At 43.4% G+C, this 14,611-nt stretch carries 10 protein-coding genes and 1 pseudogene; 6 read left to right on the plus strand and 5 right to left on the minus strand.

Going from position 1 to position 14,611, the window contains the following annotated elements; all coding sequences use genetic code 11:
• Positions 1–285 precede the first annotated feature (285 nt).
• Positions 286–2,874, plus strand: coding sequence for a DNA mismatch repair protein MutS (mutS, locus tag AB9N12_RS07755; RefSeq protein ID WP_369892838.1), 2,589 nt, complete (start codon positions 286–288; stop codon positions 2,872–2,874).
• Positions 2,875–3,000: 126 nt separating this feature from the next.
• Here mutS and lgt read toward each other — a convergent pair whose 3' ends face one another.
• From lgt to AB9N12_RS07780, 5 genes and pseudogenes are all read right to left on the minus strand, one after another.
• A complete protein-coding gene (lgt, locus tag AB9N12_RS07760) occupies positions 3,001–3,831 on the minus strand; it encodes a prolipoprotein diacylglyceryl transferase (protein WP_369891127.1) in 831 nt (276 codons plus the stop codon).
• A gap of 49 nt (positions 3,832–3,880) precedes the next feature.
• Complete coding sequence (locus AB9N12_RS07765) at positions 3,881–4,789, minus strand: ketopantoate reductase family protein (protein WP_369891128.1); 909 nt, start codon at positions 4,787–4,789, stop codon at positions 3,881–3,883.
• A gap of 47 nt (positions 4,790–4,836) precedes the next feature.
• Positions 4,837–5,940, minus strand: coding sequence for a redox-regulated ATPase YchF (gene ychF / locus AB9N12_RS07770; protein WP_369891130.1), 1,104 nt, complete (start codon positions 5,938–5,940; stop codon positions 4,837–4,839).
• 66 nt (positions 5,941–6,006) lie between these two features.
• Positions 6,007–7,149, minus strand: a complete 1,143-nt coding sequence (gene araJ / locus AB9N12_RS07775; RefSeq protein ID WP_369891131.1) for an MFS transporter AraJ — start codon at positions 7,147–7,149, stop codon at positions 6,007–6,009.
• A 205-nt stretch (positions 7,150–7,354) separates the two neighbouring features.
• Positions 7,355–8,011, minus strand: a pseudogene (locus AB9N12_RS07780) (acyl-CoA thioester hydrolase/BAAT C-terminal domain-containing protein); the annotation flags it as partial.
• A 135-nt stretch (positions 8,012–8,146) separates the two neighbouring features.
• Between AB9N12_RS07780 and AB9N12_RS07785 the strand changes: the two are divergent.
• The 5 genes from AB9N12_RS07785 (at position 8,147) to AB9N12_RS07805 (ending at position 14,544) form a co-directional block, all read left to right on the plus strand.
• Positions 8,147–9,673 (plus strand): sulfatase-like hydrolase/transferase, encoded by a 1,527-nt coding sequence (locus tag AB9N12_RS07785; RefSeq protein WP_369892839.1) that lies wholly within the window; start codon positions 8,147–8,149, stop codon positions 9,671–9,673.
• A gap of 113 nt (positions 9,674–9,786) precedes the next feature.
• A complete protein-coding gene (locus AB9N12_RS07790) occupies positions 9,787–11,457 on the plus strand; it encodes a hypothetical protein (protein WP_369891133.1) in 1,671 nt (556 codons plus the stop codon).
• A gap of 12 nt (positions 11,458–11,469) precedes the next feature.
• Positions 11,470–11,874 (plus strand): hypothetical protein, encoded by a 405-nt coding sequence (locus tag AB9N12_RS07795; protein ID WP_369891134.1) that lies wholly within the window; start codon positions 11,470–11,472, stop codon positions 11,872–11,874.
• Between the two features lie 19 nt (positions 11,875–11,893).
• Positions 11,894–13,525 (plus strand): DUF1735 domain-containing protein, encoded by a 1,632-nt coding sequence (locus tag AB9N12_RS07800; RefSeq protein WP_369891136.1) that lies wholly within the window; start codon positions 11,894–11,896, stop codon positions 13,523–13,525.
• A gap of 35 nt (positions 13,526–13,560) precedes the next feature.
• Positions 13,561–14,544, plus strand: a complete 984-nt coding sequence (locus tag AB9N12_RS07805; protein WP_369891138.1) for a glycoside hydrolase family 43 protein — start codon at positions 13,561–13,563, stop codon at positions 14,542–14,544.
• Positions 14,545–14,611: the final 67 nt, after the last annotated feature.

The following is a 14,611-nucleotide window of genomic DNA, read 5'->3' on the forward strand; positions in this document are numbered from 1 at the left end:
AACACATTGCAAAGATACGGACTATTGGGAAATTAGCAAATTATCCAAGAAAAATAGCATGTTTTATAACATGTTTTAGTGTTTTTGTTCTACTTGTTAAGAAATCACTCCTCCTTTTTTCAAAGTGTGCAACATTTATTTTGAAAATTGAATCGGAGCACACCGTTGATTCTCTGCTGAAAAACCGCTATCTTTGCAAGGATAATTACATTATATACTCAAAATATACTCAAACAAAAAGAAAAGGAGACACCTGTGAACGAAGAAGAGATTGTCCTCACCCCGATGATGAAACAGTTTCTGGATTTGAAGGCAAAAAATCCGGATGCAGTGATGCTGTTTCGTTGCGGTGACTTTTATGAAACATATTCTACGGATGCCGTCGTTGCATCCGAAATTTTAGGGATCACACTGACAAAACGTGCCAACGGGAAAGGAAAAACTATCGAGATGGCAGGTTTTCCTCATCATGCCCTTGATACCTATCTTCCGAAACTGGTTCGCGCCGGGAAACGTGTCGCTATCTGTGACCAGCTGGAAGATCCGAAAACAACGAAGAAGTTGGTGAAGCGTGGCATTACCGAATTGGTGACTCCGGGTGTTTCCATCAATGATAATGTACTGAACTATAAGGAGAATAACTTCCTGGCTGCCGTTCATTTCGGCAAAGCTTCCTGTGGGGTTGCCTTTCTCGATATATCTACCGGTGAGTTTCTTACTGCAGAAGGGCCTTTTGACCATGTGGACAAACTGCTGAATAACTTCGCTCCGAAAGAAATTCTTTTTGAGCGGGGCAAGCGCCTGATGTTTGAGGGAAATTTCGGCAGTAAGTTCTTTACCTTCGAGCTGGACGACTGGGTGTTTACGGAGACTACTGCCCGTGAGAAGTTGCTGAAACATTTTGAAACGAAGAATCTGAAAGGTTTCGGAGTGGAGCATTTGAAGAATGGTATCATTGCTTCCGGTGCTATCTTGCAATACCTGACGATGACGCAGCATACACAGATTGGGCATATCACTTCGCTGGCCCGTATTGAAGAAGACAAATATGTCCGTCTGGATAAGTTTACGGTGCGCAGCCTTGAGTTGATAGGCAATATGAATGATGGCGGAAGCAGTTTGCTCAATGTCATCGACCGGACAATCAGCCCGATGGGAGCACGTCTGCTGAAACGCTGGATGGTCTTTCCTTTGAAGGATAAGAAACCGATTGACGAGCGGTTGAATGTAGTAGAGTATTTCTTCCGTCAGCCGGACTTTAAAGGATTGATTGAAGAACAGTTGCATCTGATAGGGGATTTGGAGCGTATCATTTCCAAAGTAGCTGTTGGACGTGTATCACCTCGTGAGGTGGTGCAGCTAAAGGTGGCTTTGCAGGCTATCGAGCCGATAAAGCTGGCGTGTCTGCAGGCTGATAACGCAAGCTTGAATCAGATAGGAGAGCAGTTGAATCTCTGTGTCACTATTCGCGACCGGATTGCCAAGGAGATTAAGAATGATCCGCCGTTGGCTGTCAATAAGGGTGGAGTGATTCAAGATGGTGTGAATGAGGACTTGGACGAGTTGCGCCGGATTTCGTATTCGGGAAAGGATTATCTGCTTCAAATACAGCAGCGTGAGAGTGAAGAGACGGGTATCCCGAGTTTGAAAGTGGCTTATAATAACGTATTCGGTTATTATATCGAAGTCCGTAATGTTCACAAAGATAAAGTTCCTAAAGAGTGGATTCGTAAACAGACGTTAGTCAACGCAGAACGTTATATCACTCAGGAACTAAAGGTATACGAAGAAAAGATTCTCGGAGCGGAAGATAAGATTCTGGTTCTGGAAACGCAACTATATACGGATTTAGTACAGGCTTTGATGGAATTTATTCCACAGATACAGATTAATGCGAATCAGATTGCCCGTCTGGACTGTCTGTTGTCATTTGCCAACGTGGCCCGTGAGAATCGTTATATCCGTCCGATTATTGAGGATAATGACGTATTGGATATTCGTCAGGGACGTCATCCGGTAATAGAAAAACAGCTTCCGATAGGTGAGAAGTATATTGCCAATGATGTGATGCTGGACAGTACTACGCAGCAGATTATCATTATAACCGGTCCCAACATGGCGGGTAAGTCGGCGCTTTTGCGTCAGACTGCATTGATTACACTGCTGGCACAAATCGGTTCGTTCGTTCCTGCGGAAAGTGCGCATATCGGACTGGTAGATAAGATATTTACTCGTGTAGGAGCGAGTGATAATATCTCCGTTGGTGAGTCTACATTCATGGTGGAGATGAATGAAGCGGCGGATATTCTGAACAATGTTTCTTCCCGAAGTCTGGTGCTGTTTGACGAATTGGGACGCGGTACGTCTACGTATGACGGTATCTCTATTGCTTGGGCGATTGTGGAATATATCCATGAGCATTCGAAAGCGAAAGCGCGCACGTTATTTGCCACGCACTATCATGAACTGAACGAGATGGAGAAATCTTTCAAACGTATCAAGAACTATAATGTATCGGTGAAAGAGGTGGATAACAAGGTAATCTTCCTTCGTAAGCTGGAGCGTGGCGGTAGTGAGCACTCTTTCGGTATCCATGTGGCAAAGATGGCAGGTATGCCGAAGAGCATTGTAAAGCGTGCGAATGAGATATTGAAACAACTTGAATCCGATAATCGTCAACAGGGAATAGCAGCCAAGCCGTTGGCGGAAGTAAGCGAGAATCGTGGCGGTATGCAGTTGAGCTTCTTCCAGTTGGATGATCCGGTTCTCTGTCAGATTCGCGATGAAATATTGAATCTTGATGTGAATAATCTCACTCCGATTGAGGCGTTGAATAAGCTGAATGATATAAAGAAGATAGTCAGGGGGAAATAAAACGAGAATGTATATAATGTCTTAGGATATGTTTTCGATGGTTGTCCTGATATTGGATGGTATTTGTTTTTATTGATAAAAAAGAGGGATTAGTGATGTCTGAACCGCTAATCCCTCTTTTTTGATTTAGGCTATTTTCTTTTTCTTGTTATAGAAGAATATAAAATAGACACCTATTATTATGAATGGAACGCTTAGCCATTGTCCCATATTGAACATCATGCTATTTTCAAAATCTTCCTGGTTTTCTTTCAGGAATTCGATGAAGAAGCGGAAAGTGAAGATATACGTCAGACAGAGACCGAAGAAGAAGCCGCGGTACAGTTTCTTGCTGTAATTTTTATATAAATAAATCATGATGAAGAATAGGATAAGATAGGCGATGGCTTCATAGAGCTGTCCCGGATGGCGGGGTTGCATATCTACACGCTCGAAAACAAATGCCCAGGGTACATCAGACGGTTTGCCGATGATTTCGGAATTCATCAGGTTGGCAAGGCGGATGAAACAGGCGGTGATTGGAGTAGCTACGGCAATTATATCCAGCACATCCATATAATGAAGCTTCGTCTTTCGGCAATACAGCCAAAGGGCGATTATCAGTCCTAATGTACCGCCATGACTGGCAAGTCCTTCATATCCGGTGAATTTCCAGTTTCCGTCCGGCATGAATTTGATGGGAAGAATCATTTCCCAAAAATGAGACAGGTAGTATCCCGGGTCATAGAACAGGCAGTGTCCCAAGCGGGCACCGATCAAAATACCAAAGAAACAGTAGAAGAAAAGCGGGTCAAACTTTTTTTCCTCTATCTTTTTGTCCCGGTATTGGTAGTGAACAATAACATAAGCAAAAAATATTCCTACTGCCCACAATAATCCGTAATAACGGATAGAGATACCGAACAGATTGAATAGTTCGGGGTTCGGGTTCCAGGTGATGTTGAGAAGTGAATACATAGGTTTGGTAGTATTATTTATTTAATAGGTTTCATTCTTTCTCTAGTGGCTATTTTTTGAATTTCTCCGCAACCATCCGGTAGGTCGGTATGTCAATACCTTGTTCTTCGGCTGCTGCAATCATATCGAAAAGCAGTCCCTGTATCTCGGATTCGTGTCCGCGTGCCAGATCTTTCTGCATGGAAGCGGTGCTTTCGGGAGCCAGTTTATCAATGACTTTCAGATTGTAAGTGACAGGGTCTTCCGGGAATTCAATGCCCAACTTCTTGCCTAATGCGGCGCTCTCCGTAGAAAGTCCGATAAATGTATCCCGTATTTTTCCCGGTTTCTGTACTTCTCCCATCGGAACGTCGTAATAAGCGCCTGTTACAGCCATTGCAGAAATGAACGACCATTTGATGAACGTATCCCGGTTGATGTCCGGCGACAGGTCTGCCTTTATGCCTGATTCCTGCAAATCCTGCCGGATAGCTTCCAGCAATCCGGATTTTACAACCGTGCCGCGATGGGCACCATATACCAGTCGGAATATCTTTCCCATTTGAGTGATTTCTCCTGTGCCGGAAACGAAACCTACGATGTAGATGCAACCATCCAGAACTGTGACACCCGGGACAAGTTTCTGTATGCGCGGTCCTGTGCCATATACATTCAGAATAGGGATGACAACTGTGTCTTTGTGTGCAGCCCTCTTTATCAGGTCTACGATGGAATCGACCGAATAACCTTTCACACATACAAATATCACATCTGCTTTTCCACTGAATGCTTCAGCGGTAGTAGCCGGAATCCGGAGCGTATGTTCGCCCTTCAAATGCGACTTCAGTTTCAAACCGTTCGTTTGAATCGACTGCAAATGAGCTCCACGGGCAATACAGGTTACATCTTTGTTTGCCAGCGCCAAAAATCCTGCGATACTGCCGCCTACACCTCCAGTTCCTGCGATGAGATACTTCATATTAGTAGCGAATTAGTAATTGATAAGTCGTCGGTGATTGTCAATAATCACACGTTGAAACGGAAATGCATGATGTCGCCATCCTGCACTACATATTCCTTTCCTTCTACACCCAGCTTTCCGGCTTCTTTTACAGCTGCTTCCGAGCCGTATTGAATATAGTCCTCGTATTTGATAACCTCGGCACGGATAAAACCTTTTTCAAAGTCGGTATGGATAACACCTGCACATTGAGGAGCTTTCCATCCCTTTTCGTAAGTCCAGGCACGTACTTCCTGCGGACCGGCTGTGAAATAGGTTTCAAGATTCAATAGCTTATAAGCCAATTTGATAAGGCGTGCTACACCTGATTCTTCCAAGCCAACTTCGGCAAGGAACATCTGACGGTCTTCGTATGTTTCTAGTTCGGCAATGTCCGCTTCTGTCTTGGCTGCAACAATCAGGATTTGGGCATCCTCGTCTTTTACAGCTTCACGCACCATATCTACGTATTTGTTGCCGCCCACTGCACTTGCTTCATCAACGTTGCAAACGTACATCACCGGTTTGCTGGTCAATAAGAACAGGTCGTGAGCAATCTTTTGTTCGTCTTTCGTTTCGAAAGTCACTGTACGTGCCGATTTACCCTGTTCCAGAGCATTTTTGTATTGGACAAGTACATCATAAGCCAACTTTGCAGCTTTGTCTCCACCCGTCTGCGCCTGTTTCTGTACTTTCTGGATACGGCTTTCGATCGTTTCCAAGTCCTTCAATTGAAGTTCGTAGTCGATGATTTCTTTGTCACGGACGGGGTTTACGCTACCGTCTACATGTGTCACGTTGTCGTCATCGAAACAACGGAGCACGTGGATGATTGCATCTGTTTCACGGATATTGGCTAGGAACTTGTTGCCCAGTCCTTCACCTTTGCTTGCGCCTTTCACCAGCCCGGCGATATCTACGATTTCTACAGTTGTAGGAACAATTCGTTGGGGATGTACCAATTCAGCCAATGCGTTCAGACGTTCGTCAGGAACGGTGATTACACCTACATTCGGTTCAATTGTACAGAAAGGGAAGTTTGCCGCTTGTGCCTTTGCATTCGACAAACAGTTGAAAAGTGTCGATTTACCCACGTTCGGTAGTCCGACAATACCACATTGCAATGCCATTTATCTATTTCGTTTTTATTTAGTTATCGATAATCTGGCTGCAAAGATAGGCATTTTGATAGAGTTTTAGTATTTTGCCTGATATTTCTTATAAAAAATCAAGAACAAAGTGAATCCGATCAAGGCAAACGGTACACCTGTCAGGGCAGGATAACGGTATCCGCCACTAACAGCCAGTCCGCCTGCATAGGCACCGATGGCGTTTCCGAGATTGAACGCAACCTGTACGCAGGCTGCTCCTAACATTTCTCCTCCTTTTGCCACACGGATAATCAGTATCTGTTCCGGACTGGATACAGCAAACAGTCCAGCCGTACAAAGGCACATTAACAGGGCGGCTGCCCATTTGTATGGAGAAAGGAAGAAAATAAGCAATAACATCATGCAGATGAGTCCTTGTGCGGCAGTTCCCACCTTTCCAGGAGTGTAACGGTCGGAGAGACGTCCGCTAATCAGGTTTCCCACCACCATACCGAAGCCGGCAAGAAGCATTAAAGGCGTAATGCTTTCTGCGGAGAAGCCGGATACATTGGTAAGCATCGGATTGATGTAGCTGTACCAACAGAATACACCGCCATTGCCTAGTGCCGTAGCACCCAAAATCAACCACGGAGCCGGAGTTTTAAGAAAGCGGAATTGCCCTTTAAAACCGGTATCCTGTAAACCTTCTACATGAGGAACCCATCGCCAGATATAATATAGGATAACAATTCCCCAGATACCGACCAGCAGGAAAGTGGCACGCCAGGAAAGCATGGTACTTAAGGAAGTGCCCAAAGGTACGCCGAACAGGTTGGCAATGGTCATTCCTGCAATCATGATGGAGACGGCTTCCGAACCTTTACCCTTGTCGGCTAGTTTTTCGGCAACAATAGAGCCTACTCCGAAGTAGGCGCCATGAGGCAAGCCGGAGATAAAGCGGGCAGCGAGCAATACCCAGTAGTTGGGAGCCACAGCCGCACAGATATTACCTATCATAATTAAGGTAATTAATACTAACAGAATATGTTTTAGTCGATATTTGCGAGCCAATGTCAATACAGGTGCACCGACACAGACGCCTAGTGCATAAGCAGAAATGAAATGCCCTGCGGTAGGAATACTAATACCTAAATCTTCTGCCACATCGGGCAAAATTCCCATCATTACAAATTCGGCAATACCTAATCCCAGGGTACCGAACGCCAATGCAATAAGACTCTTTTTCATACAAAACTTAACCTTGATACCTGTTACTTTTTACCTTATTGTTATTATTTACCGCTTATTTATTTTCGGCTGCAAAGGTAAAACAAAATCTTTCAGGGTGTGTTCGATGAGATGGATTTTGATTTAAATCAATTTATACAATATCGGTATGCAGTCTGTTCTAAAAAAGATCTTCTTATTTGATGATAGATTCTTGCTTCAAAGATTATTCGGTTTGTTTCTTTATCCATTCAATGATATCTTTCAAGACTTCCGGATTGATTGTTTCTTCCAGTTGCCCGTATTCGGCCAATGTCCCTTTTTCGCAAGTCTGAAACAGATGATTCAAGTTCGGATAGGCTTTGATTGTTACATTTTTGTTTCCATTTCCGGTGATTTTTTCCTGAATGGCAGTCAGGTTCATAGTGGCATCCACTTGAATATCCTTTTCTCCGTTCAGAGCCAAAACTGGACATTTTAGTTTCTCTAAATCCTGGCTCGGGTCATATCTCATAAAATGAAGATACCACGGAGAAGTCATCGATTTGATTTGCGCAGATAGTTGCTGGATGGCGTTTCGGTCTTTTAATTGTTCGGGAGACATTGTTTTTGTAACATCTGAATACAGTTCTTTCTGCAACTCTTCGGAAGTTTTGCCTGTTTGTTGCAGTATGGCATATTTGTTGCGTATCGAAGGTTTCATCCCTTGCCAAACGGCATCCGGCATTCCCTGGGACTTAGATATTAGTTCTACCTGCTTCAACATCAGACTGTCACCTTTCACACCGCCCCCTGCCAATGAAACGACAAATGCGATCGATGGATCTTTTTTTGCAACGATGAATGCAATGGTTCCGCCCGCACTATGTCCGATGATACCGATTAAATCTTATGGTAAGCTGTGTTAGGTAAGGATAATTTCTTTTTCTTGAGACATGACTCCCCATTATTAAACATTTGTTCTATATAAATAGATAAGCGCTGACTAAATTTGCATCGTTATTAACAGCATAATATGATGAAAAAATTAATCTATCTTGTTCCTACATTGTCTTTGGTAGGTTGTACCTCGCAGCAAGTAGAAGAAAAACCGAATGTGATTGTGATTCTTGCCGACGATCTGGGATTTGGCGATGTCAGCGCTTATGGATCGACTACCATTCATACCCCGAATATCGACAGTCTGGCTCATGGAGGAGTCTGTTTTACGAATGGATATGCTACTTCGGCGACGTCTACTCCCAGCCGTTATGCCTTAATGACTGGAATGTATCCCTGGAAAAACAAGGATGCAAAAATTCTGCCCGGGGATGCTCCTCTTATCATCAATGAGCATCAGTTCACTTTGCCAAAGATGATGCAGCAATGTGGTTATGTGACCGGAGCTATCGGAAAGTGGCATTTGGGTATGGGCGACGGGAATGTTAACTGGAATGAAACCGTCAAACCGGGTGCCAGGGAAGTCGGGTTCGATTACTCTTGCCTGATTGCGGCAACCAATGACCGTGTGCCGACCGTTTACGTGGAAAACGGCGATGTCGTGGGACTTGATCCGGCCGATCCTATCGAAGTGAGTTACGAGAAGAATTTTGAGGGAGAGCCGACTGCCATCTCTCATCCGGAGATGTTGAAGATGCAGTGGGCACACGGACACAATAATTCCATAGTAAACGGAATACCCCGTATCGGTTATATGAAAGGTGGCCACAAAGCTCGTTGGAAAGACGAGGACATGCCCGACTATTTTGTAGATAAGGTGAAGAATTTTATAACCGAACACAAAGATGCTCCCTTCTTCTTGTACTACGGCCTGCACGAACCTCATGTACCCCGCGCTCCCCACCAGCGTTTTGTCGGCAAAACAACCATGGGACCCCGTGGTGACGCTATCGTTGAGGCGGACTGGTGTGTTGGTGAATTGCTTGCTCACCTGGAGAAAGAGGGATTGTTGGGAAACACACTGATTATCTTCTCCAGTGATAACGGTCCTGTATTGAATGACGGCTACAAAGACGGTGCTCCAGAGTTGGTAGGCAATCATCTTCCTGCAGGGGGACTTCGCGGAGGCAAGTACAGTCTGTTTGACGGCGGTACGCATATTCCTTTGTTTGTTTATTGGAAAGGAAAGATTCAGCCGGTTGTATCCGATGCGCTGGTTTGCCAGGTGGATATCCTTGCTTCTTTGGGTTCAATGGTACATGCCGATTTGCCGGAGGGGCTGGATAGCCGGAATCACCTCGATGCCTTTTTCGGAAAAGCTTCAACTGCCCGCGAAGAGGTAGTATTGGAAGCACAAGGACGTATGGCTTACCGTTCGGGCAACTGGATCATGATGCCTCCTTATAAAGGTTCTGAACGCAACCTGACCGGAAATGAATTAGGTAATCTGGGTGAATACGGATTGTTCAATGTAAAAGCCGACCGAACTCAACATCAGAACGAAGCGGCCCAACACCCCGAACTTCTGGATTCTCTGAAACGGAATTTCTTTGCCGAAGTGGATGATTATTATCGCAGTGAAGTAGAAGAAGAACCATTAAAATAAGGTCAAATGTTTATTCTGAACATAAATCCCGTTGATAAAACAATCGTTCTATTCTACCGGGATTTATTTCTCTACCTTTGTTCTGTTTGATGTCGGACAATTAACCTTGAAGTATGTATATGAAAATGAAAGTTTTTTTAATGTTTGTATTGCTGTTCTTATGTTCAATGGGAACAAAGGCGCAGAATTTGGGGGCGAACTATAATGAAAATATAGACTACCCGATTACGGAAATAGAGATGCTGAAGAAATCGAAAGTGACTTGGGTGAGAGGATTTATCAATATCCCCAATCTGTTTCTTCAAAATGAAAATGGAAAGATTGTAGGCGTGAAAGAAGAAGCCATCAAGACACATATTCCCACACTGAAATTTATCCAGGCCAAGAAAGCGTTGGGCGACCGTGTGAAATTCATCTTGAGTCTGAAAATACCTTTTGAATTATATACCGATACGGTTCCTAAAGTAGGGACGAAGGAGATGGAGTACATATTCCGGGCAACGGAAGTGTTATTGCAAACTTATCAGATGGCGCAGAACATTGACATCTTGGTTATGGGTAACGAACCGGAGTGGGAGAATACATTGGATACCGATCTTTGTCATGCGGATGGTGAAGATTATCGGGCATTTCTGAATGAGTTTGCCAATCGGCTGACTACTTGGAAGCAGGCTAATGGTTGGACATTTGATATTTATGCTGGAGCATTGAACCGTGTTTCCGAGTTACCGAAGAGCGAAACGGTACCAGCAGTAGTCTCTGTGGTCAATGACAATCCTAATGTGGTAGGGCTCGACCTGCACGTTCACGCATTGAAAATCAATCAGGCGGAAGATGATTTTCGGATTATCCGCAATAAATATGGTGTAACCAAAAAACTGATTTGCACGGAATTCTCTATGGTACGTGCTTTGAATCCTCATGTGGCAGATCCGCTGGGAGAATGGGGAACGAAGAATGGTTACACAGCCGGAATGAAAATCTACGAATATCTTAATCTGATAGCTGAAAAGGCGAATGCTGGTACACCGGTTAGTGCTGCCGAGTTCAAGAGTCTTTTTGAGAGTTATGCCTGGTATCCGAAGAATTGGTATAAGACTTTTTATGAGGTATTCAAGAAATATGATACGTATGCCATTACCGGACGTTTTAGCGTGGTTCCCGGTGGTGCAAGAGCTGTTTATGATGCGAAGACTGAAATGTGGGAACTTGGAGGTATTTATTTTTCCCGTTATTTAGGACTGGATGCAGATGGATTCTACAATCCCAATCCGTTATTATATCCTGATTTTATCGCTGCCCGGGATGGATTGGCTGTTTCCAGTCTTGTTGGAGGACAACGGGAATTGTTCATTAGTTGGGGTAATGGAGCCGATAAAACAGGCATACTGTCAGTAACAAATGAAGAGGGAACAGAGGTGGTGCGTCAGTCGCTTGATTCGGAGAATGACTATACATTGGTTGAAGATCTTGTTCCTGGGACGACTTATCATGTAGCACTACTGAAATCAGATGATGATACCGTGTTGTGGAAGGATGATGTTAAGACCAAGTCTGTAACAGGAAAGTTTCCTTTGTTGAAATATCAACAAGTGGATGAATATATGTTAGTGCAACTGCTAAATTTGCCGGCTGATGTATCTTCTTATAAAGTAAAGCTGGATGGACAGGAAATCAATATAGTGAATAAGAACCTGAATGGACAGATACTTGCCGTTGAAGTGACTTATCAGGATGGATCGGTAGAAATGTTGTCGACAACAATTAGAAAGAAATTACCTTAAATTTATTCGCTTATGAAAGTAATATATGTAATGTTGGTATGTTTGTGGGTTTTCATCTCTTGTGCGGAGACGGAATATGCCGAAAACGGGATTGATAAAAAGAATATAACGGGATATACCGAAGTTGGGTTTTATAGTTTGGATGGAATTTGTGCTTTTACAGAGCAGGAACAACTTCAGTTTGCAATTAATCCTAAACGGCTGACTTATCGCCTGCAAAATTCGGATCAAAGCAAATACATTCATGTGAAGTTTGACGGGAAGCCCACAACTGTTGGCCAAAAGATAAAGACTGAATTCTCATTTCAAGGAGTTTCTTTCCTCAAAGAAAGGATGGAGATGGAAGTAGTTTGTATAGACGGAGATAAAGTTTGGTTGTCAGGCGACAATGTTGGTGTGATTGTTCCTGTTTTTTAATCATTAAAAGAATTGAATTATGAAAAGATATATTCCTATTGCCCTGTTGTTAATGGTGTTTTCGTTGATCTCATGTGGAGAAGTCATGGATCTGGCACAGCCGGAAAAGGCTGAAGTTACCTATTCGGATATAACCTTGTCACTTTATCAGACTGGTAAGTATGAGTTGTATCTGGATGAGTCGGAATATGAATATACTATTATGGTAGAAAAGAGTCATTGCGAAAAGGAGGCGAAAGCGGAATTTGCAGTAATTGATGCTCACTCATTTGGAGAGGAATACACGCTATTGCCTGCGGCTAACTACGACCTTGATGTCAATAGTCTCGATTTCAAGGGCGATGATGTGTTACATACTGTCGGGTTGCGTTTTCACGATTTGGGCACACTTGATGGTTCAAAGAAATATGTACTTGGTTTGAAGTTGGTTTCCGATGATCTTATGGTTGATAAAGAGAAAAGTTCTATGACTTTCTTTTTGCAACAAAAACAAGGAGGAATTGACAATCCTTATATCCTAACAACTGCTAGCGATCTGATAGCCCTCGGAGATAAACTTAAAGATGGTAAAACAATTTATGCAAAGATGCAGAATGATATTGATTTGCAAGGTATAGACTGGCAACCGATAGAGACCTCGGTTTCTCGACAAATGGTGTTGGATGGTAACGGCCATACTATTCGTAATCTGAAAGTGACGACTTCATCTTCCGCTTATCAGGGCTTCTTTGGTATGCTGGTTGGTAAGTGTTCGAATCTAGTTTTTGAAAATGCACAGATTACAGCTAATCAAAAGTTGACAGGAGTTCTTGCCGGACATGTTGGAAATATTTCAGGGGCGGGAGTTGTTGAGAATGTACGGGTATTTGGTACGATAAATCTGACTTCGGGAACAGGACCGACTGCTTGGGAGAATGGACAAGCCGGTGGTATATGCGGAAGGATTCAAGGAGCGGAAAGTAAAATCTATCAATGTTCTTCAGAGATGAGCATTAATGCCACATGGTCTGCTGGTGGTATTTGTGGAGAAGCAAAAGGAGGCGCTACTATTACTCAATGTTATTTTGTAGGAGATATTACCACAAAGTCATGTGTCGGTGGTATTGTAAGCAGGATGTTTCAGGGTACTGTTACTCATTGTTATTCATCAGGATCGGCTAAGTCCTATCCCAATGTCACACCTCCGAACTCCGGGGCCGGCATTGCAGGACTTGTAGAGCCGACCCCAACAGCACTCATCTCGCATTGTTACTCTGAATGTGAAATTGCTGCTCAAAATCAAGTAGGAGGCATTTTGGGACTTGCCAATAAAAGAACAGGAGTAACAGTGACGCGTTGTGTGGCTTGGAATTCTTCCTTATATTCGAATGGTGCACCAAAATCAGGAAGAGTATGCGGACGTTTTGATAAAAATGAGGCAAATAATTGTTATGCCAATCCGGATATGGAGTGCCGTTTTTCAGCTAATACGCCTGCAATAGCAGATGAGGCAGTTCCAAATTATTCGACAACGGTTAATGGAGCTGACCGTTATAATGGACTTTCTACCATACCCACTCTTATGGCAGCAGTAAAGGCTCTTCAATGGGATGAGTCTATTTGGGATCTTTTAGGAGAGAAGCCTCGTTTGGTTTGGGAATTGGTTCAATAAATGGTCTTATAAAATAAATCATAAGAAATATGTTTATGAATGAATGCAAGATTATCCAAAAAGTAATTTTCATATTAGTGGTGATATGTGTATCTATCACCCGATCATGGGCGGATTCATGGAAAGAAATATCTTTTGCCGATCCCACTATCTTTGTGGAGAACGGAAAGTATTATCTCACTGGTACGCGCAACCAGGAACCGCTGGGCTTTTCCATCCTCGAATCGACCGATTTGAAGCATTGGACGGTTCCCGATGGCAGTTTCCTGCAACTGATTCTTCGGAAAGGTGACCGTACGTATGGTGAAAAAGGTTTTTGGGCACCTCAATATTTTAAGGAGAAAGGAACTTATTATTTCACTTATACCGCCAATGAGCAAACGGTGATTGCTTCCTCAAAATCGGTATTCGGTCCTTTTCGTCAGAAGGAAGTCAAGCCGATAGATGCTTCTGCTAAGAATATAGACTCTTTCCTGTTCAAGGATGACAATGGAAAATATTACCTGTATCATGTCCGCTTTAATAAAGGAAATTACCTTTGGGTAGCCGAGTTTGACATAAAGAAGGGAAGTCTCAAACCGGAAACATTGAAACAATGTATGGATTGTACGGACCCTTGGGAAAAGACGTCGAACTATAAGTCCGCACCGGTAATGGAAGGACCGACTGTTATGAAGTGGGACGGGGTATATTACCTCTTCTATTCTGCCAATCATTTTATGAATATTGACTACTCGGTAGGCTATGCCACTGCTTCTTCCCCTTTGGGTCCGTGGAAGAAGCATCCGAACAGTCCGATCATTCATCGTAGTCTTGTAGGAGAAAACGGATCAGGGCATGGAGATGTATTTAAAGGGTTGGATGGAAAATATTACTATGTTTACCACGTTCACCATTCGGACTCCATTGTACAGCCTCGTAAAACACGTATTGTTCCACTCATCCTGAAGAAAGGAAACGATGGCATATACAACGTTGCTGTAGACAAAGAGCACGTCATAAAGCCAATGTGGAAATGATTTGTTCAGAAATGTAGTAGAGAATTCTATTTTGCACATTTGTACGGGTTTTAAGGAGATTCTTCCC

This window comes from Bacteroides sp. AN502(2024) (assembly GCF_041227145.1).
Classification (GTDB): domain Bacteria; phylum Bacteroidota; class Bacteroidia; order Bacteroidales; family Bacteroidaceae; genus Bacteroides.

Coding starts and splice junctions, on each gene's coding strand:
- mutS (WP_369892838.1), top strand. CDS start 286: ATGATGAAACAGTTTCTGGATTTGAAGGCAAAAAATCCGGATGCAGTG.
- lgt (WP_369891127.1), bottom strand. CDS start 3,831: ATGTATTCACTTCTCAACATCACCTGGAACCCGAACCCCGAACTATTC.
- AB9N12_RS07765 (WP_369891128.1), bottom strand. CDS start 4,789: ATGAAGTATCTCATCGCAGGAACTGGAGGTGTAGGCGGCAGTATCGCA.
- ychF (WP_369891130.1), bottom strand. CDS start 5,940: ATGGCATTGCAATGTGGTATTGTCGGACTACCGAACGTGGGTAAATCG.
- araJ (WP_369891131.1), bottom strand. CDS start 7,149: ATGAAAAAGAGTCTTATTGCATTGGCGTTCGGTACCCTGGGATTAGGT.
- AB9N12_RS07785 (WP_369892839.1), top strand. CDS start 8,147: ATGAAAAAATTAATCTATCTTGTTCCTACATTGTCTTTGGTAGGTTGT.
- AB9N12_RS07790 (WP_369891133.1), top strand. CDS start 9,787: ATGTATATGAAAATGAAAGTTTTTTTAATGTTTGTATTGCTGTTCTTA.
- AB9N12_RS07795 (WP_369891134.1), top strand. CDS start 11,470: ATGAAAGTAATATATGTAATGTTGGTATGTTTGTGGGTTTTCATCTCT.
- AB9N12_RS07800 (WP_369891136.1), top strand. CDS start 11,894: ATGAAAAGATATATTCCTATTGCCCTGTTGTTAATGGTGTTTTCGTTG.
- AB9N12_RS07805 (WP_369891138.1), top strand. CDS start 13,561: ATGAATGAATGCAAGATTATCCAAAAAGTAATTTTCATATTAGTGGTG.